Here is a 21254-nt window from a genome sequence, read left to right on the forward strand (position 1 = left end):
AGCCCCGCCCCCTTACTTCGGATATGCGCCCCACGCTCGCCCGGGCGGGCGGCGGGCGGCATCGCGGTGCGCTGGTGGCAAAAGCGCGCGACGCGATCCGCGAAGGGTCGCACAGCTTTGCCGCCGCATCGAAGCTGTTCGACCGCACGACCCGCGAACGCGCCTGGTTGCTCTATGCCTGGTGCCGCCGGTGCGACGACATTGCCGATAATCAGGACAAGGGTGGCCCGCTGGGCGACCAGGGCAATGTGAAGGGCGCGGAAGACCGGGTTCAGGCGATCCGCATCCTGACCCGCCGTGCCTATGACGAACAGCCGACCGCCGATCCGGCTTTCGACGGTTTCGGCCTGGTCGCCGACGAATGCGGGCTGACCATGGACATGGCCAACGACATGATCGGCGGCTTCGCGCTCGACGCGACACGCTGGCAGCCGAAGACCGAAGCGGATCTGCTGCGCTATTGCTATCATGTCGCGGGGTCGGTCGGGGTGATGATGGCCCGCGTCATGGGCGTACCCGAAGACGACGGCGATACGCTGGACCGGGCGTGCGACCTGGGGCTTGCCTTCCAGATGGCCAACGTCGCGCGCGACATCGTCGAAGATGCCGAAGCGGGGCGCTGCTATCTTCCCGCTACCTGGTTGACGGAAAAGGGGTGGGAAGCGGGCGACCACGCGTTGCCCGAAAACAGGTTCGTTCTTGCCAGCTTGATGCCGCGCTTGATCGGCCTGATGGAAAAGCACGAAGCGGCTTCCAAGCTGGGCGCGGCACGGCTGCGCTTCCGCCAACGCTGGGCGGTGCTGGCGGCTGCCAACATTTACGGCGCCATCGGGCGCAAGGTTCTGTCGCGTGGGCAACGTGCGTGGGACCGCCGGGTGCGGGTCAACCGCTTCGAAAAACTGTGGCATGTGACCACCGCTTTCCTCGAAGCGTTGTGGAACCGCCCCGAGCCCCCTTCCGAACCGATCCTCTGGTCACGGCACGATTTCCGGCCCGTCGCCGGTTGGTAACTTGAAGCTGCGCGACGCTAGGGCTAGCGCGGCTGCAAGATTGAGGGAGAGAAACGATGAGAGGCTGGCTTGCACCAATCGCCGCAGCGACACTGTGCCTTGGCGCACCGTTGCAGGCACAGGACGATAGTTCTGCCCGGATCCTGCATTCGGTCGATGAGTTCCTCCGCGGGTTGAACGAAAAAGACCTGTCGGTGATGGAGGGCGTTTCCGCAGGGGATGGAATTATCGCCTCGCACCGGGTCGCCGACGGGAAAGACGTGCTTCGCACCAGAAGCTTCACCGAAGGACTGGCTTCGCTGACCAGCGGGACCGAGCGGTTCCGCGAAGTTTATTGGGAACCGACGATACTGGTGCGCGGCAACATCGCCGTGGTCTGGGCCGAATACAGCTTCGACATCGAAGACGGGCGCAGCCATTGCGGGATCGACGTGTTCAACCTGATGAAGATCGACGATGCATGGAAGGTAACCGGCATCCAGTACACCGTCGAACCCGAAACCTGCCCCGAAGGACGATGACTTGGCGACCATGATCCAGAAACTTCTGATCGCAAACCGCGGCGAGATTGCCTGCCGCATCATCCGCACCGCGCGCGAAATGGGGATCGCGACGGTGGCGGTCTATTCCGATGCCGATGCCAGGGCGCTGCACGTCCGCAGCGCCGACGAGGCGGTGCATATCGGTCCGTCTCCTGCGGCCCAAAGCTATCTGGTCGGCGAAAAAATCATTGCGGCGGCCAGGGAAACCGGGGCGGACGCGATCCACCCGGGATATGGCTTCCTGAGCGAGAACGCCGGATTTGCCCGCGCCGTGATGGCGGCGGGCCTGATCTGGGTCGGTCCGAAACCGGAAAGCATCGAGGCAATGGGGCTGAAGGATGCGGCCAAGGAACGGATGATCGCAGCGGGTGTGCCGGTAACGCCCGGCTATCTCGGCCCCGACCAGTCGGCCGAGCGGCTGAAGAAAGAAGCCGACGCCATCGGTTATCCCGTGCTGATCAAGGCGGTCGCGGGCGGCGGCGGCAAGGGGATGCGCAAGGTCGATGCCGCAGCGGATTTCGAAGCCGCGCTCGAAAGCTGCCGGCGCGAGGCCAAGGCCAGCTTCTCCAACGACGAGGTGCTGCTGGAAAAGTGGATCACCTCGCCCCGCCATATCGAGGTGCAGGTGTTCGGCGACAGCCACGGCAATGTCGTCCATTTGTTCGAACGCGATTGCTCGCTCCAGCGCCGCCACCAGAAGGTGATCGAGGAAGCCCCCGCCCCCGGCATGGACGAGGCCACGCGCGAGGAAATCTGCACCGCCGCCGTGCGCGCCGCCAAGGCGGTCGATTACGAAGGCGCAGGCACGATCGAATTCATCGCCGACGCCAGCGACGGCCTGCGCGCCGACCGCATCTTCTTCATGGAAATGAACACGCGGCTTCAGGTCGAACACCCGGTGACCGAGGAAATCACCGGCGTCGATCTGGTGGAATGGCAGCTCCTGGTCGCAAGCGGCGAGCCGATCCCGCTGAGGCAGGAAGAACTGTTTATCGACGGCCACTCGATCGAAGCCCGGCTGTACGCCGAAGACACGGTTGCCGGGTTCCTCCCCTCGACCGGTCGGCTCGACCATTTCGATCTGGGCGATGACGGCCGGATCGAAACGGGCGTCGAGGAAGGCGACATGATTTCGCCTTTCTACGACCCGATGGTCGCCAAGCTGGTGGTCTGGGGCGAGGATCGCAGCGACGCCATCGACCAACTCGCCGAGATCGCCGAGAGCGTCGAGATCTGGCCGGTGAAGACCAACGCCGCCTTCATCGCGAACTGCCTGCGCGACGAGGATTTCGAGGATGCCAATCTCGACACCGGCTTCATCGCCGCCAAGCTCGACGATCTGGTCACCTCCGATGAAGCGGACGAGGCCGTGTGGCAAACCGCCGCGGATTTCGTCGTGCTTGCGGAAACCGAAGAGCATGAGGACTTGCCGATCGGCCTGCGCCTCAACGCCCCCGGCGTGCTTGCCACGACCCTCACCCACAAGGGCGAGAGCCGCACGGTCGCCGCAGCGCGTTCTGGGACCGACTTCGGCTCCACCGGCTTCGTCGATCCGGCGCGCGTCGTTGTCTTCGCTGACGGGCAGAGCTTCGTATTCGAGCGCGAGGCGCGCGGCGCTGGCGCCCACCACGCGCATGACGGCGACATTATCGCCCCCATGCCGGGCAAGGTCATCGCGGTCGACGTGGCTGAGGGCGATGCGGTTACTGCGGGTCAGCGGCTGATGGTGCTCGAGGCGATGAAGATGGAACACGCGCTCACCGCACCGTTCGACGGGACGGTAACCGGCCTCTCGGTCAGCGCCGGGAGCCAGGTGCAGGTCGAAACCGTCCTCGCGGTTGTTGAGCCGAAAGAAGAATAAGGCTTCCCTTTCCGTCCATCCCTTGCAAGCGTGCCTTGGCGAGGAGTGAGGGCACCGATGAGCTGGGAACGCGAACTGGAAGAATTGCGGCACCGCCAGGACCTGGCGGAGCAGATGGGCGGACCGGACAAGGTTGGCCGCCAGCACGGTCGCGGCAAGATGGACGCGCGCGCGCGGCTGGCCGCACTGGTCGATGACGGGTCCTTTCGCGAAATCGGCAAGATCGCGGGCAAGGGTTTCTACAACGACGACGGCGATCTCGAAGGTGTCCTTCCAGCCCCCTTCCTGTTCGGCAAGGCGCTGGTGAACGGCCGCCCCGTGGTCGCCACCGCGGACGATTTCACCATTCGCGGCGGAGCAGCCGATGCCGGCATCAGCCGCAAGATGGTGCAGGCCGAAAAGATGGCGCACGAACTGAAGCTGCCCATCATCCGCATGATCGACGGCACCGGCGGAGGCGGCTCGGTCAAAACTCTCGAACAGATCGGCGCGACCTATATCCCCGCCGTCCCCGGCTGGGGTGACGTGGTGACGAACCTCGACACCGTGCCGGTGGTGGCGCTGGCGCTGGGTCCCACCGCAGGGCTTGGCGCCGCGCGCGTGGTGGCCAGCCATTATTCGATCATGGTCAAAGGCCTGAGCCAGTTGTTCGCCGCGGGGCCCGCCGTGGTCGAAGCCATGGGCGAAGCCTACAAGGACGGTTCGACCAGTCACGAAGACGCCAAGGAAAGCCTTGGCGGCAGCGGCATTCATACGCGTAACGGCGTGGTCGACGACGAAGTGGGATCGGAGGCCGAAGCCTTTGCCCGTGCGCGCCATTTCCTGTCGTTCATGCCCGAACATACGGGCCAGTTGGCCCGGCGTTCGCTTTGCACCGACCCGGTGCACCGGCGCGAAGAAGCGCTATCAGGCCTCGTCCCGCGCGATCCCAAGGCAGTCTATTCGATGCGCCGCTGCCTCGACATGGTGTTCGACCAGGGCACCGTGTTCGAAATGGGCAAGGCATGGGGCCGTGCGTGCATCACGGCCTTTGCGCGGCTCGATGGCTGGCCGGTCATGGTGCTGGCCAGCGACCCGTCCTACCTCGGCGGTTCGTGGGAAGCCAAAACCAGCGAGAAGGTCGAACGGTTCGTCAAACTTGCCGACCAGTTCCGCCTGCCCATCGTGCACATGGTCGACAATCCCGGCTTCATGATCGGGCGCGAGGCGGAAATGGCAGGGACGATCCGTTACGGGGTCCAGGCGATGAACGCGATCTACAAGGCCACCGTGCCGCTTGCCAGCATCGTGATGCGCCGCGCCTATGGCATCGCCGGAAGCGCGATGAGCAACGCCGAAACGTACCAGTACCGGTATTGCTGGCCATCGGGTGACTGGGGAAGCCTGCCGATCGCGGGCGGGCTGGAGGTCGCCTATAAATCCGATCTCGAGGCTGCCGACGATCCGGTCGCCGAACTGGCGGCAATTCGCGCGCGGCTGGACAAGGTGACATCGCCGTTCCGCAGCGCCGAACGCTTCAACGTCGAGGACATCATCGATCCGCGCGATACGCGGCCCCTGCTATGCGAATTTGCCGATCTTGCGTGGCGCAAGCTGGCAAGCGAAGCCTAATCGTCGTCCGGAACCGTGGCGCCGAACAGGCCGCCGCGTTCGCTGTAAAGCACGAAGGCCAGCGTCAGGACCGCCGTGACCAGCAGGGCGGCCGCGAGCGGACGCGCCGTTCCGTCATAGGCGTAACCGATCCCTGCCCCCAAAAGCGCACCCGTCGTCATGCGAAGGAAGCTTTGCGCGCTCGATGCCGCCCCGGCGATCTGGCGGAACGGCTGCATCGCTATCGAGCCGAAATTGGCCCCAATGAAACCGAGCAGGCTCATGTTGGCGGCCATCAGCGGGACAAAGGTCCACAGGGTTTCGTTGGGCTGGTTCGCGAACCAGAACTGCGCCGCGGCCACGGCGATGAACGCGAACAGCGCCGCGTGGCTCACCCGCCGTGCGCCAAAGCGTTCGACGATGCGCGAATTGGACCAGTTGGCAATCGCCATGCAGCCGGCGCAGATCGCGAAGATCAGCGGGAAACGGTCGCCGGCGCCGAAGGCTTCGCCGATCAGCTGCTGGGATGAATTGATGAAACCGAAAAGTCCGCCGAACACCAGCGCGCTGCCCAACGTGTACCCGATGGTCGACCGAAGGGTCACCGCGCTCTTCATGTTGAGAGCGATGACCACGACGCGAATTTCCTGGCGGTCGTCATCGTGCAGCGTTTCCGGCAGGCGGAAGAACACCCACGCCGTCATCGCGACACCCGCGACAGCCATGATGCCGAAAATCCAGCGCCAGTCGCCCATCAGCATCATCACACCCTGGCCAATGCTGGGCGCGACAGCGGGCACGAGCAGGAAAATGACGAAGATCAGGCTCATCATGCGGGCCATCTTGTCGCCGCCCACCCTGTCGCGAATGATCGCAGGCGGCAAAGCGATGATACCGGCGGCGCAAAACCCTTGCAGCGAGCGCAGGACAATCAGCGAGACAAAATCGGTCACCGCAGCGCACGCAAGCGACAGGACGATATACATCGCCAGGCTGACGAACAGCACCGGGCGGCGTCCATAACGGTCGGCAAAGGCTCCGGGCACAAGCGTGCCAAGCCCCGCGGCGAGAAGATAGGCACCGACCACGAACTGGCGGCTGTTGCCTTCTGCACCAAGGCTACTGGCCAGTTCGTCGAGCGCGGGAAGCACGGCGTCGATGCCGAAGGCGTTCAACGCCATCAGCATCGCCATCATCCAGATCAGCTCGCGCTCGCCAATGCGCTTGCCATGTGCGGCTTCGGCTGCGGGGCGTTCACCGCCGGAAAATTGTTCACTTCGCATATGCACAATAAGCGCGGTGGCCGACAAGGTTCCGCTTTGCAACCCGTTCGCCTATCTTTGGCGGCAATGGCGCAAATCGATCACACCGATGAAACCGATGCAGGCGAGGAAGCCGACGGCCTGCGAAAGATCATCCATGTCGACATGGATGCCTTCTTTGCCAGCGTCGAACAGCGGGACAATCCCGAACTGCGCGGCAGGCCGGTGGCGGTGGGCGGGTCCAGCGGCCGCGGCGTGGTGGCGGCCGCCAGTTACGAGGCCCGCAAATTCGGCGTGAGGAGCGCCATGCCGTCGGTCACCGCCAAGCGCCTTTGTCCCGATCTGGTGTTCTGCAAGAGCCGGTTCGACGTGTACCGCGAAGTGTCGCAGCAAATTCGCGCGGTGTTCCGACACCATACCGAACTGGTCGAACCGCTCAGCCTCGACGAAGCCTATCTCGATGTGACGGAAGACAAGCTGGGAATCGGATCGGCCACCCGGATCGCGGAACTGATCCGGCAGGAAATCCGCGCCAAGACGCGGCTCACCGCGAGCGCGGGCGTCAGTTACAACAAGTTCCTCGCCAAGATTGCCAGCGACCAGAACAAGCCGGACGGGTTATGCGTGATCCGTCCGGGGCAAGGCGCGCAATTCGTGGCCAGCCTGCCGATCCGCCGGTTCCACGGCGTCGGTCCGAAAGGCGCCGAGAAAATGGCGCGACTGGGCATCGAAACAGGCGGGGACCTGGCGACAAAGGATATCGAGTGGCTGCGCGCCCATTTCGGAAGCTTTGCCGAATACCTCTACCGTGCGGCGCGCGGAATCGATCTTCGGCCGGTGCGCGCCAGCCGGGTGCGCAAATCGGTGGGCGGGGAACGCACCTTCAGCCATGATCTGTCCAGCGGGTCCGAACTGCGCGATACGATGGAAGACATCATCGACATCGTATGGGGCTATATCGAGCGGGCGGAAGCGCGCGGACGCACGGTTACCCTCAAGATGAAATACACCGATTTCCAGATATTCAGCCGCGCCCGCACACTCGATCAGCCGATTGCCAGCAAGGCTGAATTCGCTGCAATCGGACGCGCGCTTCTGGAAGATGTCCTGCCGCTGCCCATGCCGATCCGGCTGATGGGCCTTACCCTGTCGAAGCTGGAAGGGGGCACGCAGGACGAACCCAGGCGCCCCGACGCGCAGCTATCGCTGCTTTAGGATTTTCGTGCCTGCCATAGCTTCAACCGGGCCCTGGTACGCGGGCCGAGCGGTTCAGGAAGCGAATGCGTGGGGAAGAAACGCGCCTCGATGATCTCACGGCCATCGGGCCTGGGCATGGCGTCCACAACCCCTTCGAAGATGTGCGCGCGGTGGGGGGCGCCCGACAGTTCTTCCTCGATCACACCGACCAGCTTGAGAGCATCGATCGGGCAGGCGGTTTCCTCGCGCAATTCGCGGCGCGCCGCATCCTCAGGCGATTCGTTGCGCCCGATGCCGCCGCCGGGAAAATACCAACCCGCGGGGCCGTAACTGTGGCGCACCAGCAAAATCTGCCCGTCGATATCCCGTCCGATCACGCTGACGCCTTCGCCCGTCACGCCGCGCCATGCGCGCCAGTGATGGCGCAACCGGTGGCCGATTGTCAGGGCGAACCGGTGAAGCGGAGGAGGGATCAGGCGAAGCATGTCACCGGTTGTTTAGCCGCAGAAAGCAGCCGCGCAACCGGAAGATCGTGTTCGCCGCCAAGGGCTTGGTCGAAGACCGTGCGTTTATCCTGACCGCGCATCACGAAGGCAATGGCATCGCTATCGAGGAGGGACGGCAGGGTCAGGCTGATACGGTCGAACGGCGCTTCGGGCGGCAACGGGTCCGGCGTCAATCGGACGATGGCGCGTGGATCGCTCACCTGCGGGTCGGTGTTGGGAAACAGCGAGGCAATATGCCCATCTGCGCCCATGCCCAGCCACGCCAGATCGAAATGGGGAACAGCCTCGTTCATGCCCAGCGTGACAACGGTTGCCCCGACCGGTTCGAGTAAAGCACGCAGCTTGCCCGTGTTTGACGCAGCGTGATCTTCGGGAACGATCCGATCGTCGTTGGGCCACACGACAAGGCGGGACCAGTCGAGATCCCGTTCCAGCAACGCCGCAAGGATCGGAAACGGGGTCGATCCGCCGGGCACGGTGATCGTCACCGGCCCTTCGTGCCGCGCCATCGCTTCGGACAGGCACCCTGCGAGCCACGCGGCAATCTCTGTGTCGCTTGCGTTCTCGATGATCGTCACATGGTCCATCCAGACCTGATACACCAAGGCCGCCCGTCCCCAAGGAGAAAGGCGGCCGTGCTGCTGTTCACGCATAGCTATTCGCTTATTTGGTCGTCTGGTTGAGGAACCACACGCGCTCCTCGCACTGGTCGATCCAGTCGTCCACGATTCCGCTCGTCGCGTTGTCGCCAACTTCGTCGGCCGCGTCTTTCACTTCGACCAGGCGCTTGCGCAACGTGCGATTGTCATCGCGCAATTCGGCAACCATGGCGTCGGCGCTGATCGTGACATCGTCCTGGTCCTTGATCCGGGTTTCCGAACGGATCGTGCCGATGGATGTAAGGGTGTATTCGTCGTTCTTGCGAACGCGTTCGCCGATCGCATCGACGGTACCGATCAACTGGGCCGCCTGTTCGTCGAACATCAGGTGCAGATCGCGAAACCGCGGTCCGGCGACATGCCAGTGGAAGTTCTTGGTTTTCATGTAGAGGGCAAGCGTATCGGCCAGCGCGCCGTTGAGCGCTGTTACCAATCCGACTTTCGCGTTGTTGCCGAGTTCGGCCATGGGAATTCTCGCTTTCGTAGTGATTGCGTTTCTCACTTCTCAACGTGTGATCGCGCCGCAAGTTTCCCGATAACAAATGGCAACGGTAATCGGTTTAACCGATCAGCCCCCGCGCCGTCAGCCCCACCCATACCGCCAGCACGGCGAGGATAAGGCCCAGGCCGAGGCGCAGCTTTCGCAGGGGCACCTTGCTTTCCAGCGCATCACCCGCCGCCCACCCGATGGCCACCGCCGCGCCGCCCCCGATCGCGCCGCCAAGCCCCGCCAGCGTTGGTGAAGCCAGCGCAACGGCGAACGCCGCCACGAGAAAGCGCGACGCGTCGGTCAGCTGGCGCAGGAACAGCACGATCGCAATCGCACCCAGCGACCGGGTGGGTTCCTGCGGCCTTGGCGTTCGATTGGGCCAGATGCATTCGAACGCCGCCAGCAGCATTGCAAGCGCGACGAACATGGTCGACGCATCGCGTGACATTCCTTGCGAAAGCTGCGCTCCGAACCAGGACGCCAGGAAGGCGGTAGCCACTGCGCTTGCCAGAGCAACCACCAGCAAGCCGGGTGCCGGGCCCAGCCGCGCGCGCAAGCCCGCGACCAGCAATTGATCGCGCGCGCCCGTTGCCGCGAGGAAGCTTGCAACAAGGGCAAAGAAAAAAGCGGTCACGGTACGTGTCGGCTCCACTGGCGAAGGCGTGCGCCATACGATAGCACTTCAGCCCGAGAAGCACAGCAGGTGAGGAGAGCAAGGCAATGGAATTGACAGCAGGCATGGCCGCCGTAGTGACCGGCGGCGCATCGGGATTGGGCAAGGCGAGCGCGCAGGCGCTGGCGGATGCAGGCCTCAAGGTCACGATCTTCGACGTGAACGAAGAGGCTGGCGAAGCCCATGCCGCGGCCATCGGCGGCACCTTCGCGCGGGTCGATATTACCGACGAACAATCGGTGGTCGACGGCTTCGCGCATGCCCGCGCCGCCCATGGCCAGGAACGTGTGACGGTCCATTGCGCGATGACCAGCCGGCGCGGCAAGACGCTGGGCTGGGACAAGGAGGCCGGCGGTTACAAACGCCTGTCCACCGAAGACTATGCCTTTGGCGCGGAAGGCATCCTGGTGTCCTCGTATCGCATTGCCAGCCATTCCGCCCTCGGCATGGCCAACAGCGAACCGCTGAACGAGGACGGGGAACGCGGATGCATCACGCTGACCGCCAGCGTGGCGGCGCAGGACGGGCAGATCGGACAGGTCATCTACGGCAGCTGCAAGGCCGGCGTGAACGGGCTGGTCCTGCCCATGGCACGCGACCTGATGGATCTGGGCATACGGGTCAATTCGGTCATGCCCGGCATCTTCGCCACCCCGCTGATGCTGGGAATGAAGGACCGCAATCCGCAGGTCTGGGACCAGCTGAATGCGTCGGTCCCGTTCCCCAAGCGGCTCGGGCACCCGGAAGAATTCGCTTCCCTTATCATGGAAATTGCCCGCAATTCCTACATCAACGCGCATCAGTTCCGTCTCGACGGGGCAATCCGGATGCCGCCGAAATAGCCGCGCGCAGAAAACAACGGGACGCGGCGCACATTTGGGGAAGATACACATGGAACTGGAATTCAGCCCGGAACTCGAAGCCTTTCGCACCGAAGTGTGCGAATTTCTCGACACCGCGCCCACGCCTGAAATTCGCGAGGCGGGGCGCAAGCTGACCAGTGTGTTTTCCCCGTTTGCGCAAGTGATGGCCTGGCACCGCATTCTTTACGAACGCGGTTGGGCCGCCCCGAACTGGCCCAGGGACCACGGCGGCACGGGATGGACGGTCGAACAGAAATACATCTTCGCCGAGGAATACCGGCGGCGCGATCTTCCCCCGCTGTTGCCGCAAGGCCTCGCGATGGTCGGCCCGCTGCTGATCGACATCGGCACCGAGGAGCATAGGCAAAAATACCTTCCGGGGATCCTGAAGGGCGAGGATTTCTGGGCACAGGGCTATTCCGAACCCAACTCCGGGTCCGATCTCGCCTCGCTCAGCTGCCGCGCCGAACCCGACGGGGATGACTATATCATCAACGGGTCCAAAATCTGGACGACCTACGCCCACCACGCCAACCGCATGTTCATGCTGGTGCGCACCGACAGCAGCGGCAAGAAGCAGCAGGGCATCACGTTCCTGCTGCTCGATCGGATGGACTATCCGGGGATGGACGTGCGCCCGATCATCGGTCTCGATGGCGAACCGGAACAGTGCGAGGTTTTCTTCGACAATGTGCGCGTGCCGCAATCGGGCCGTGTCGGTGCGGAAAACGACGGCTGGACCGTCGCCAAGCATCTGCTCAAGCATGAACGCGGCGGCGGGGCGCAAAGTCCCACATTGCAGCGCGGGCTCGAGCGTATCCGGGAAGCTGCGAAGACCACGCCCAGCGGTTTTGGAACCATGCTTGCCGAAGACCCGGTGTTCCTGCGCGACATGGGTGAAATGGAAGCCGATATCGCCAGCTTCGAACACTTCGAGAAGCTTGGCGTAAGCGGCCATGCGATCGCGCAGGACCCGGCATACCCGTCGATGAACAAGACGATGAATTCCGAGCTCACCCAGCGGGTCAGCGTGTTGATGACCCGCGTATCGGGAACCGAAGGGTTGCCGCGCCAGAACGAGGCGCTGCGCGTGGGTGCCAATGTCGAACCGCTCGGCTCCAGCCTCGACCTGGTATCGATGCCCTATTACCTCAACAGCCGCGCGACATCGATTTATGCCGGGTCCAACGAGGTCCAGCGCGACCTTATCGCCCGTACTGCCGGACAGGAGGGCTGAACCGATGGACTTCAATTTCACCGATGAACAGCGGATGCTTCGCGACAGCGTCTCGAACTTCCTCGTGCGCCACTATGACTTCGATTCCCGGCAGAAAATCGTCCGCAGCGATGCGGGCTGGTCGCGCGAAATATGGCAGCAACTGGCCGAACTCGGCCTGCTTGCCCTGCCGGTGGCGGAAGACGCCGGGGGCCTCGGCGGCAGCGCGGTCGATCTGATTGCGATTGCCGAACCTTTCGGCGCGCACCTGCTGGCCGAACCTTATTGCGCCAACGCGTTGCTGGTGGCGCCGTTGCTGGCCCACGCGCAGAACGCGGCCGCGGGCGATTGGCTCGAGAAGATCATGGCCGGCGAGGCGCTCGGCGCGTTTGCATACGAAGAAGGGCACGGCACCCCGGACCTGTCCCAGATCGGCTGTATAGCGGTGCGCGATGGGGACGGCTTCACCGTGACCGGCGAAAAACGGCTGGTGGCCGGCGGGGGCGAGGCGGACATTCTTCTCGTCGTCGCGCAGCTAGATGGGCGCCCCTGCGTCTTGCTGGCGCAGCCCGATGCCGCCGGTATCACGATCACCGAATATCCGACGATTGACGGACGCCGCGCGGCCAACATCGTGTTCGACGGCGCCCAATTGGCCGCGGATGCCCTGCTGATCGCCGATGCCGAGGACAAGGTCCGCGCGGCCATCGACATGGCCATGCTCGCGCTTTGTGCAGAATGTGTCGGCGCAATGGGCGGCCTGATGCGGCAAACTGCGGAATACGCGGCGACCCGCAAGCAGTTCGGGGTTCCGATCGGCACGTTCCAGTCGGTCGCACATCGCATTGCGGATATGAAAATGGCCTACACGAGGGCGCGCGCGACCCTGCTTTACACCGCCGCCCTGCTCGAAGCGGGTCGTGCAACGCGCCGCGACATGGCAATACTCAAGGGGCAGATCGGCAAGCTGGGGCGGCAAGTCGGCGAATCCGCGATCCAGACGCATGGCGGCGTCGGAATGACGGACGAACTTTCGATCGGGCACCTGCACAAGCGAATCCTCGCCAACGATGCGCTTTTCGGCGCGGGCGAATATCATCTGCGGGTGCTGGGAAACCTGGCCGCGGCGGCAGACGCCTGAACGCTGGAGCGGGTGAAGGGAATCGAACCCTCGTCGTCAGCTTGGGAAGCTGCTGCTCTACCATTGAGCTACACCCGCGCATCGCGGAGCGGCGCATTTGCCGCAGGCGCGGTATCACGTCAACGCGATATTGCTGGCTCGGGTGGGGCAAGGTTGGGCTGGCAAGGGCGTGGCGACCCGATCCGGTGCGGCGTGCGATGCCGTAGCGGCCACGCACGCCCTTGCACCGCACGCGCACATCTCTAGATGGACGCGCAGAGGAGAATTCAATGCGCCACATCGACCATTTCATTGCTGGCGGGGCTGGCGGCTCTGCAGCACGCACGCACAAGATCTGGAACCCTTCGACAGGCGAGGTCCAGGCCGAAGTCTCGCTGGGCGATGCCGCCCTGCTGGAAAAGGCGGTCGCAGCTGCCAGGAAGGTTCAGCCCGAATGGGCGATGACCAATCCGCAGAAGCGCGCGCGCATCATGTTCGCGTTCAAGGAACTGGTCGAGGCCAACAAGCAGGAACTGGCAGAATTGCTGGCGTCCGAGCATGGCAAGGTGGTCGATGACGCGCATGGCGATATTCAGCGCGGCCTTGAAGTCATCGAATACGCCTGCGGCATCCCCCAGGTCCTGAAGGGCGAATACACGCTGGGCGCAGGACCGGGCATCGACGTCTATTCCGCCCGCACGCCGTTGGGCATCGGTGCAGGCATCACGCCGTTCAATTTTCCGGCCATGATCCCGATGTGGATGTTCGGCATGGCAATTGCGGCGGGCAACGCCTTCATTCTCAAGCCGTCGGAACGCGATCCCAGCGTGCCCGTGCGCCTTGCCGAACTGTTCCTCGAAGCCGGCGCGCCCGAAGGGCTGCTGCAGGTCGTCCATGGCGACAAGGAAATGGTCGATGCCATCCTCGACCATCCCGACATCGCGGCGGTGAGCTTCGTCGGCTCGTCGGACATCGCGCATTACGTCTACAAGCGCGGTGTCGATGCGGGCAAACGCGTGCAAGCCATGGGCGGCGCGAAGAACCACGGTATCGTCATGCCCGATGCCGATCTCGACCAGGTCGTGAACGATCTGGCGGGTGCCGCCTTCGGTTCGGCCGGCGAACGCTGCATGGCGCTGCCGGTCGTGGTTCCCGTGGGTGAGGACACCGCCGATCGCCTGCGTGAAAAGCTGATCCCGGCCATCCATGCCCTGCGCGTGGGCGTTTCGAACGATCCCGACGCGCATTACGGACCGGTGGTCACGCCGGAACACAAGGCGCGCGTCGAAGGCTGGATCGACACCGCCGAAAAGGAAGGCGCGGAAGTCGTCATCGATGGCCGCGGGTTCAGCCTGCAAGGGCATGAAAAGGGCTTTTTCGTCGGGCCGACGCTGCTCGACCGCGTCACCACCGACATGGAAAGCTACAAGGAAGAAATTTTCGGCCCGGTCCTGCAGATCGTGCGCGCCAAGGACTTCGAAGAAGCCGTGCGCCTGCCGAGCGAGCACCAGTACGGCAACGGCGTCGCCATCTTCACGCGTAACGGACATGCCGCGCGCGAATTCGCCAGCCGGGTGAACGTGGGCATGGTCGGCATCAACGTGCCGATTCCGGTTCCGGTGGCCTATCACAGCTTCGGCGGGTGGAAGCGCAGCGCCTTTGGCGACACCAACCAGTATGGCACCGAAGGTCTGAAATTCTGGACCAAGGTCAAGACCGTGACCCAGCGCTGGCCCGACGGCGGCGGCGACGGGTCGAACGCCTTCATTATCCCGACGATGGGATAAAATCGGACGGTCGGGCGTAAAGGTTGCATGGACCATCTCACCGCGCTCTTTCGCCCGACCTTCCCGATCCTTGCCGCAAGCCTGGCGCTGGCCGCATGCTCGCAGCCGGCGGACGATGCGCCGCAGCCTGCCCCCGCCGAAACCGTCCTGCCGGTTGAACCCGACAACGGGATCGGCGACGGGGCCGGTCCGCCTTTGGCAATCGAAGACGGCGCGATACCGGCCGCCTTGCGCGGCCGCTGGGGCCTTGTCCCTGCGGACTGCACGTCGACCCGCGGCGATGCCAAGGGCCTGATCGAGATATCGGGCGAAGGCATCCGTTTCTACGAATCGCGGGCCACGGTTGGCCCGGTTTCCGACATGGCCCCCGAACGTATCCGGGCCGAATTCGCCTTCACCGGCGAAGGCCAGACGTGGTCGCGCGACATGGCGCTTGCACTTGACGCGAATGGGGGCAAGCTGGTCCGCAGCGAATACGGCGAGGATGCCCTGGCAGAACCGCTGACCTACACACGCTGTGACTGAGGAGATTTCGATGCGATCCGCCCTTGCCGCCACACTTGCCCTTCCCCTTGCCGCCTGTGTGACCCCCGCCGAGGCGCCGGCAACGCCCGAACCAGCCGCGCGAATGTGCGATGCTTCTGCCGTGCAAGGCCACATCGGCCATGACGCGAGCGCCGCGATGGGCGCGGCAATTCTGACACAGAGCGGCGCGGCGACCTTGCGCTGGGGTCCGTCCAATTCCGCCTGGACGATGGATTACCGCGAAGACCGCGTGAACGTGCGTTATGACGATGCCATGAAGATCATCGAGATCACCTGCGGATGACAGGCGCACGGGCGTTCACCGGATCCCCGTACGAAGCGCAGTTCGGCTTTGCACGCGCGGTGCGCGAAGGTGATCGCATTCTCGTCGCTGGAACCGGGCCCGTCGAACAGGACGGCTCGTCGACCAAGGGCGGCGCTGCCGAACAGGCGGCGCGATGCTGCGAACTTATCGTGCGCGCGATCGTGGAACTGGGCGGCAGTGCGGACGACGTCGTACGCACCCGGATGTTCCTGACCGATCCGCAGGACCAGGACGCGGTGGGCGATGTCCACGCCCGCTTCTTCAGCGCGGCGCAGCCGGCAGCCACAATGGTCGGCGCAGCCTGGCTTTGCCGACCGGAATGGAAAGTCGAGATCGAGGCCGAGGCGATCGTGCGGGGCTGACCTTTCCGCCCCCCTTCCATCGCTCCGCCAGCGGCGCTAGAGCCGGGCGCATGACAGGACAATTCCAACTCAACGAAGACCAGCTTGCGATCCAGGAAATGGCGCAGCGGTTCACCGCCGACAACATCACCCCGTTCGCCGCCGAATGGGACGAGAAATCCCATTTCCCCCGCGACGTGATCAAGCAGACGGCCGAACTCGGCTTCGGTGCGATCTACGTCAGCGAGGAATCGGGTGGCATCGGCCTTGGCCGGCTGGAAGCCGCGCTGATCATGGAAGCGATGGCCTATGGCTGTCCGGCCACCAGCGCGTACATCTCGATTCACAACATGGCCGCCTGGATGATCGACCGGTTCGGCGGAGACGAGGTGAAGGCCAGGTATCTTCCCGACCTCATCTCGATGGAAAAGATCGCCAGCTACGCGTTGACCGAACCGGGTTCGGGATCGGATGCGGCGGGCCTGAAAACCACGGCGCGCCTCGATGGCGACCATTATGTATTGAACGGCACGAAGCAGTTCATTTCCGGCGGCGGGTTCAACGACATCTACGTGACGATGGTGCGAACCGGCGATCACAAGAGCAAGGGCATTTCCTGCCTGGTGATCGACAAGGACACGCCTGGCGTTTCGTTCGGCAAGCCCGAAAAGAAGCTGGGGTGGAATGCCAGCCCGACCGCACAGGTCGTTTTCGAGGATGCGCGCGTGCCCGTGGCGAACCGCGTGGGAGCGGAAGGCGACGGGTTCCGTTTCGCGATGGCGGGTCTCGATGGAGGGCGCCTCAACATCGGTGCCTGTTCGCTCGGCGGGGCGCAGCGCTGCCTCGACGAAGCGGTGAAATACACCAAGGAACGCCAGCAGTTCGGCCAGCCGATCGCGGACTTCCAGAACACCCAGTTCATGCTGGCCGACATGGCGACAGACCTCGAAGCGGCGCGCGCCCTGCTTTATCTTGCTGCGGCCAAGGTCACCGACAATTCGCCCGACAAGAGCAAGTTTTCCGCCATGGCCAAACGTCTTGCAACCGACAGTGGCAGCCAGATCGTCAACGATGCGCTGCAGCTGTTCGGTGGCTATGGCTACCTGCGCGAATACCCCATCGAACGATTCTGGCGCGACCTGCGCGTGCATTCGATCCTCGAAGGCACGAACCAGGTCATGCGGATGATCGTGGGCCGCGAGATGCTGCGCCAATGATCGGCCTGGCGATGACGGCGCTGGTGGTGCCCGATTACGACGAGGCCATCGCCTTCTTCCGCGACGCACTGGGTTTCGCGCTCGGAGAAGACAGCGACCTTGGCGGCGGCAAACGCTGGGTGGTCATGACGGGTTCGCACGGCGGCAAGCTGCTGCTCGCCCGCGCCGCGAACGACGAACAGCGTGCCGCGATCGGCAACCAGACCGGCGGCCGTGTCGGCTGGTTCCTCGACACGAGCGACTTCGCCGCCGACCATGCCCGCATGGCCGAATGGGGGGTGGAATTCACAGACGGACCGCGCGATGAGCCCTATGGCACGGTCGCGGTCTTCAACGATCCCTGGGGCAACCGCTGGGATCTCATCGAACGCAGGAAAGCAGCATGACCGACCAGGTCCATATCCATACCCATGGCCGTGCGGGTCACATCTCGCTCAACCGGCCCAAGGCGCTCCACGCGCTTACCTTGGACATGTGTCACGCGATAAGCGCGGCACTTGGCGCATGGGCCGGCGATGACGCGATCAACGCCATCCTCCTCGATCATTCGGAAGGTCGCGGCTTTTGTGCCGGCGGCGACATCAATCTGCTGCGGCATTCGGCCCTGACGGACGATGGCGCATCGGGCCGTGCGTTCTTTCATGACGAATACCAGCTCAACCACCGGATGTTCGAATACGAAAAGCCCATCGTGGCGTTCATGGACGGCATCACTATGGGCGGCGGCGTGGGCATCGCCATGCCGTGCAAATATCGCGTCGCGACCGAGAACACGCGCTTTGCCATGCCCGAAACGGGCATCGGCCTGTTTCCGGACGTGGGTGGCGGCTGGCATCTGTCGCGCCTCGGTGGCCGGCTTGGCCAGTTTCTCGCCCTGACAGGCGCCCGGCTGGACGGGGCCGAGTGCCTCTGGGCCGGAATTGCCACGCATTACCTCCCGAGCGACAAGCTGGCAGAAGCCAAGGCGCGGATTTCCGAAAACCCCGAACGGGTGGCGGGCATCCTGTCCGAACTCGCGATCACACCGCCCGAAGCGCGGATCGAAGGCAACGCCGACCTGATCCAGAAACATTTCGCCTCGGACAGCTACGAGGAAATCCTCGCCAGCCTCGAAGCGGAAGCGAACGATGCGGGCGGCGAATGGGCGGCCAGGGAACTGGCCACCCTGCACACCAAGAGCCCGCAAACCTGCAAGGTTGCCCTGCGCCAACTGGCCACTAGCGCCGCTCTGGGCAATTTTGCCGAGAACATGGCGATGGAATACCGCATCGCCAGCCGCGTCCTGACCCGGCCCGATTTCGCGGAAGGCGTGCGCGCGGTGATCGTGGACAAGACGAACGACCCCAAATGGGACCCGGCTACGCCCGAGGGCGTGAGCGAGGAACTGCTCGACAGCATCTTCGCCCCGCTTCCCGCAGACCAGGAATGGAAACCCCTATGAGCTACGAAACCATCACCGTCGAACAGCGCGATGCGGTCACGCTGATCACGCTCAACCGCCCGCAGGCGCTCAACGCGCTCAACTCCAGGGTGCTGGAGGAACTGATCGAGGCGTTCGCCGCCTACCAGGCCGACAGCAGCCAGCGATGTGCGGTCATCACCGGTTCGGGCGACAAGGCCTTCGCCGCAGGCGCCGACATCAAGGAAATGAGCGACAAGGCGGCGGCCGATTTCTACCTCGACGATTTCTTCAGCCCCTGGACCAGCGAAATCGTCAAGAAGACCCGCAAACCGTGGATCGCCGCGGTCAACGGCTTCGCACTGGGCGGCGGGTGCGAACTCGCCATGATGGCGGACTTCATCATCGCGTCCGACAAGGCGAAGTTCGGCCAGCCGGAAATCAACCTCGGCGTGGCCCCCGGCATGGGTGGCAGCCAGCGCCTGACGAAGGCGGTCGGCAAGTCGAAGGCGATGGAAATGTGCCTGACGGGCCGGATGATGGGCGCCGAAGAGGCCGAACGCGCGAACCTCGTCGCGCGCGTCGTCCCGCACGAAAGCCTCGTCGAAGAAGCGCTGAAGACCGCCGCCACCATCGCCAGCAAGCCGCCCATGGCCGCGATCGCGAACAAGGAAATGGTCAACGCCGCCTTCGAGACAAGCCTCGACCAAGGCCTGATCATCGAGCGCCGCATCTTCCAGATCCTCACCGCCAGCGAGGACAAGAAGGAAGGCATGGCCGCCTTCATCGAGAAGCGCGAGGGTAAGTGGACTGGGAGATAATCCTCAAGGGTCTGAGCTTCGTCGCGATCGGCGTGTTGCTGCTTTGGGTTGGCTGGAACAACTGGAAGCGTCGCGACAGTGAGGCGATCCCGTGGATTGAACAGAGGATCATCGCGGACAGTGGCGAAGAGTATCTCCCCCGCACCCGGTTTGATCGAATTTCCCGAAGGATACAGGCGGGGCTTGGCCTAATTTTTGGATTATTTTTCGTGTTTATAGGCATCAACGCAGCATTGCTTGGAGTTTGACATGAAAATCGCTTTTATCGGCCTCGGTAACATGGGCGGCGGGATGGCCGCCAACCTCGTCAAGGCGGGGCACGAGGTGAATGCCTTCGACCTGTCCGAATCGGCGCTTGCGGCGGCGAAGGACCACGGCTGCGCAACTTTCACCGAAGCGCGCGAGGCCGTGCAGGGCGTCGATGGCGTCGTCACCATGCTGCCCAACGGCGCCATCGTGAAGTCGGTCTATACGACAAGCGTCATCGGCCATGCGCCTGCAGGCGCCGTGCTGCTCGATTGCTCGACCATCGACGTGGCGACCGCCAAGGACGTAATCGCCATGGCCGAGGCTGCGGGATACGACATGGTCGACGCACCTGTCTCGGGCGGGATAGCGGCGGCGAACGGCGGGACGCTGACCTTCATGGTCGGCGGGACCGACAAGGCGTTCGCACGCGCCAGCGAAGTGCTCGAACCCATGGGCAAGGCCGTCATCCACGCAGGCGATGCAGGCGCGGGCCAGACGGCCAAGATCTGCAACAACATGCTGCTCGCCATCACCATGATCGGCACGGCAGAGGCGATGACAATGGCGGAGAAGCTCGGTCTCGATCCCCAGAAGTTCTACGAAATCAGCTCGGTTTCCTCGGGCTACAACTGGTCGCTCAATGCCTACACCCCGCTTCCCGGCGTTGGTGTCACCAGCCCGGCGGACAATGATTATCAGGGCGGCTTCGCCACGGCGCTGATGCTCAAGGACCTGCGACTGGCCATGGAAGCGGCAAACAGCGTGGATGCCACCACCGTGCTCGGCTCGACCGCTGCGGAGCTTTACGAAGCCTTCGCCGAACAGCACGGCGGGCTCGATTTCTCGGCGATTATCAAGACCCTGTGATTTCGCCCCTTATCCGGGCGAGCCATTCGCGCGGGGCCTGACGGCGTCCGATGTCGGCAACGAACTCCTGCCCACGCGCAACGCTCCGCAGGCGCTGCTCGCCAGCCCAGCGGTCAGGCCGATCGTGATAGCTGAGACCGCCGGGTTTCAGCCAGTCGGGGCGACGCCAAAGGCTCGGCGGACCTTCGGGGATCGTCAGCCGCAAGGCGTCGCTAGCCCGCACCGCCGTCTGGCCGGGGCCAGCGTAGATCGTGTCGTTCTTGCCGTGCATCGCAAGCGCATGGGGGTGGCCGTGATCGACCAGCCAGTCGGGCACCCCATCCGCGAGCGCGATCAATTCCTCCACCTCGAGAAAACCGAAGATGCGATGGTGCGGATCGCCGCCTTCTTCGCGGAACAGGCCGAAGAACACGAACACGTCCCCCACGCCCACACCCTGGTTCGCGAGATGCGTCTGCGCCGCGCCGACCTGCCCGAACAGGCAGCGGCCATCGGGCAGGAACATCGGGTCGTGATGGCACAGCGCCTCGGCGTCATGACGCCCTTTGCTGGCCCGGGCGCAATGGTCCCCCAGGCCAAGGTCTCCATAGGTCGTGGCCGAAGCCGCACCTGCCGGGATCGGCAGGCTGATGGGCCGCCCGTCCACGATCGGCGATGGGCCGCCGCCCGCGGCGCTGTCGAAACCCTTGCGGCTGAAGATAATACGCATCCCGTCCGACGCTGCCCGTCGGGGG

Annotated in this window: 24 protein-coding genes and 1 tRNA gene; 18 read left to right on the forward strand and 7 right to left on the reverse strand. The window is 64.1% G+C overall.

The genetic code is table 11. From position 1 onward, the window contains the following. Nucleotides 1–23: 23 nt before the first annotated feature. The 4 genes from VR863_RS10425 to VR863_RS10440 are packed head-to-tail and all read left to right on the forward strand — an operon-like array spanning nucleotide 24 to nucleotide 5024. Entirely contained in the window at nucleotides 24–1010 is a 987-nt protein-coding gene (locus tag VR863_RS10425; RefSeq protein ID WP_324828404.1) for a phytoene/squalene synthase family protein, read from the forward strand. Between the two features lie 56 nt (nucleotides 1011–1066). After that, a complete protein-coding gene (locus VR863_RS10430; RefSeq protein ID WP_324828405.1) occupies nucleotides 1067–1531 on the forward strand; it encodes a hypothetical protein in 465 nt (154 codons plus the stop codon). Nucleotides 1532–1541: 10 nt separating this feature from the next. After that, nucleotides 1542–3413: an acetyl/propionyl/methylcrotonyl-CoA carboxylase subunit alpha gene (locus tag VR863_RS10435; protein ID WP_324829260.1), complete on the forward strand. Its 1872-nt coding sequence runs from the start codon at nucleotides 1542–1544 to the stop codon at nucleotides 3411–3413. A 57-nt stretch (nucleotides 3414–3470) separates the two neighbouring features. Continuing rightward, nucleotides 3471–5024: an acyl-CoA carboxylase subunit beta gene (locus tag VR863_RS10440; RefSeq protein ID WP_324828406.1), complete on the forward strand. Its 1554-nt coding sequence runs from the start codon at nucleotides 3471–3473 to the stop codon at nucleotides 5022–5024. Here the strand turns inward: VR863_RS10440 and VR863_RS10445 are convergent. Continuing rightward, the gene (locus VR863_RS10445; protein WP_324829261.1) at nucleotides 5021–6286 is read right to left on the reverse strand and encodes a multidrug effflux MFS transporter; all 1266 of its coding nucleotides are present in this window, start codon (nucleotides 6284–6286) and stop codon (nucleotides 5021–5023) included. The genes VR863_RS10440 and VR863_RS10445 overlap by 4 nt on opposite strands. 66 nt (nucleotides 6287–6352) lie before the next feature. On the opposite strand from VR863_RS10445, the gene dinB reads away from it, so the two are divergent. Continuing rightward, nucleotides 6353–7480: a DNA polymerase IV gene (dinB, locus tag VR863_RS10450; protein WP_324828407.1), complete on the forward strand. Its 1128-nt coding sequence runs from the start codon at nucleotides 6353–6355 to the stop codon at nucleotides 7478–7480. On the opposite strand, the gene VR863_RS10455 is transcribed toward dinB, so the two are convergent. From VR863_RS10455 to VR863_RS10470, 4 genes are all read right to left on the reverse strand, one after another. Beyond that, entirely contained in the window at nucleotides 7477–7947 is a 471-nt protein-coding gene (locus tag VR863_RS10455; RefSeq protein WP_324828408.1) for an NUDIX domain-containing protein, read from the reverse strand. The genes dinB and VR863_RS10455 overlap by 4 nt on opposite strands. Beyond that, nucleotides 7935–8555 (reverse strand): 6-phosphogluconolactonase, encoded by a 621-nt coding sequence (locus VR863_RS10460; protein WP_324829262.1) that lies wholly within the window; start codon nucleotides 8553–8555, stop codon nucleotides 7935–7937. Before VR863_RS10460 ends, VR863_RS10455 begins: the two co-directional genes overlap by 13 nt. 76 nt (nucleotides 8556–8631) lie before the next feature. Then, entirely contained in the window at nucleotides 8632–9093 is a 462-nt protein-coding gene (locus VR863_RS10465; protein ID WP_324828409.1) for a Dps family protein, read from the reverse strand. Nucleotides 9094–9187: 94 nt separating this feature from the next. Further along, a complete protein-coding gene (locus VR863_RS10470; RefSeq protein ID WP_324828410.1) occupies nucleotides 9188–9751 on the reverse strand; it encodes a TMEM165/GDT1 family protein in 564 nt (187 codons plus the stop codon). Between the two features lie 86 nt (nucleotides 9752–9837). Between VR863_RS10470 and VR863_RS10475 the strand changes: the two genes are divergently transcribed. The 3 genes from VR863_RS10475 to VR863_RS10485 are packed head-to-tail and all read left to right on the forward strand — an operon-like array spanning nucleotide 9838 to nucleotide 13010. After that, nucleotides 9838–10632 carry an SDR family oxidoreductase gene (locus tag VR863_RS10475; RefSeq protein WP_324828411.1) on the forward strand — a complete coding sequence of 265 codons (795 nt, stop codon included), beginning with the start codon at nucleotides 9838–9840 and terminating at the stop codon, nucleotides 10630–10632. A gap of 49 nt (nucleotides 10633–10681) precedes the next feature. Next, entirely contained in the window at nucleotides 10682–11890 is a 1209-nt protein-coding gene (locus tag VR863_RS10480) for an acyl-CoA dehydrogenase family protein (protein ID WP_324828412.1), read from the forward strand. A 4-nt stretch (nucleotides 11891–11894) separates the two neighbouring features. Beyond that, nucleotides 11895–13010 (forward strand): acyl-CoA dehydrogenase family protein, encoded by a 1116-nt coding sequence (locus VR863_RS10485; protein WP_324828413.1) that lies wholly within the window; start codon nucleotides 11895–11897, stop codon nucleotides 13008–13010. A 4-nt stretch (nucleotides 13011–13014) separates the two neighbouring features. Here the strand turns inward: VR863_RS10485 and VR863_RS10490 are convergent. Beyond that, nucleotides 13015–13088, reverse strand: a tRNA-Gly gene (locus VR863_RS10490). A 191-nt stretch (nucleotides 13089–13279) separates the two neighbouring features. Here VR863_RS10490 and VR863_RS10495 point away from each other — a divergent pair. The 10 genes from VR863_RS10495 to mmsB are packed head-to-tail and all read left to right on the forward strand — an operon-like array spanning nucleotide 13280 to nucleotide 20520. Next, complete coding sequence (locus VR863_RS10495) at nucleotides 13280–14776, forward strand: CoA-acylating methylmalonate-semialdehyde dehydrogenase (RefSeq protein ID WP_324828414.1); 1497 nt, start codon at nucleotides 13280–13282, stop codon at nucleotides 14774–14776. 27 nt (nucleotides 14777–14803) lie between these two features. Further along, a complete protein-coding gene (locus tag VR863_RS10500; RefSeq protein WP_324828415.1) occupies nucleotides 14804–15301 on the forward strand; it encodes a hypothetical protein in 498 nt (165 codons plus the stop codon). 10 nt (nucleotides 15302–15311) lie between these two features. Next, nucleotides 15312–15605 carry an I78 family peptidase inhibitor gene (locus tag VR863_RS10505; RefSeq protein ID WP_324828416.1) on the forward strand — a complete coding sequence of 98 codons (294 nt, stop codon included), beginning with the start codon at nucleotides 15312–15314 and terminating at the stop codon, nucleotides 15603–15605. After that, nucleotides 15602–15988 carry a RidA family protein gene (locus tag VR863_RS10510; RefSeq protein WP_324828417.1) on the forward strand — a complete coding sequence of 129 codons (387 nt, stop codon included), beginning with the start codon at nucleotides 15602–15604 and terminating at the stop codon, nucleotides 15986–15988. The genes VR863_RS10505 and VR863_RS10510 overlap by 4 nt, the downstream gene beginning before the upstream one ends. 50 nt (nucleotides 15989–16038) lie before the next feature. After that, nucleotides 16039–17184: an acyl-CoA dehydrogenase family protein gene (locus VR863_RS10515; protein WP_324828418.1), complete on the forward strand. Its 1146-nt coding sequence runs from the start codon at nucleotides 16039–16041 to the stop codon at nucleotides 17182–17184. Next, nucleotides 17181–17570 carry a VOC family protein gene (locus VR863_RS10520; protein ID WP_324828419.1) on the forward strand — a complete coding sequence of 130 codons (390 nt, stop codon included), beginning with the start codon at nucleotides 17181–17183 and terminating at the stop codon, nucleotides 17568–17570. Before VR863_RS10515 ends, VR863_RS10520 begins: the two co-directional genes overlap by 4 nt. Continuing rightward, a complete protein-coding gene (locus VR863_RS10525) occupies nucleotides 17567–18625 on the forward strand; it encodes an enoyl-CoA hydratase/isomerase family protein (RefSeq protein WP_324828420.1) in 1059 nt (352 codons plus the stop codon). The genes VR863_RS10520 and VR863_RS10525 overlap by 4 nt, the downstream gene beginning before the upstream one ends. Continuing rightward, a complete protein-coding gene (locus VR863_RS10530) occupies nucleotides 18622–19404 on the forward strand; it encodes an enoyl-CoA hydratase-related protein (protein WP_324828421.1) in 783 nt (260 codons plus the stop codon). The genes VR863_RS10525 and VR863_RS10530 overlap by 4 nt, the downstream gene beginning before the upstream one ends. Further along, nucleotides 19389–19652: a hypothetical protein gene (locus VR863_RS10535; protein WP_324828422.1), complete on the forward strand. Its 264-nt coding sequence runs from the start codon at nucleotides 19389–19391 to the stop codon at nucleotides 19650–19652. The genes VR863_RS10530 and VR863_RS10535 overlap by 16 nt, the downstream gene beginning before the upstream one ends. Before the next feature lies 1 nt (nucleotide 19653). After that, entirely contained in the window at nucleotides 19654–20520 is an 867-nt protein-coding gene (mmsB, locus tag VR863_RS10540; RefSeq protein ID WP_324828423.1) for a 3-hydroxyisobutyrate dehydrogenase, read from the forward strand. Here mmsB and VR863_RS10545 read toward each other — a convergent pair. Further along, the gene (locus tag VR863_RS10545) at nucleotides 20507–21229 is read right to left on the reverse strand and encodes an Nmad3 family putative nucleotide modification protein (RefSeq protein ID WP_324828424.1); all 723 of its coding nucleotides are present in this window, start codon (nucleotides 21227–21229) and stop codon (nucleotides 20507–20509) included. The two genes, mmsB and VR863_RS10545, sit on opposite strands and share 14 nt — an antisense overlap. Between the last annotated feature and the right edge of the window lie 25 nt (nucleotides 21230–21254).

It is taken from the genome of Qipengyuania zhejiangensis, assembly GCF_035607565.1.
GTDB lineage: Bacteria > Pseudomonadota > Alphaproteobacteria > Sphingomonadales > Sphingomonadaceae > Qipengyuania > Qipengyuania zhejiangensis.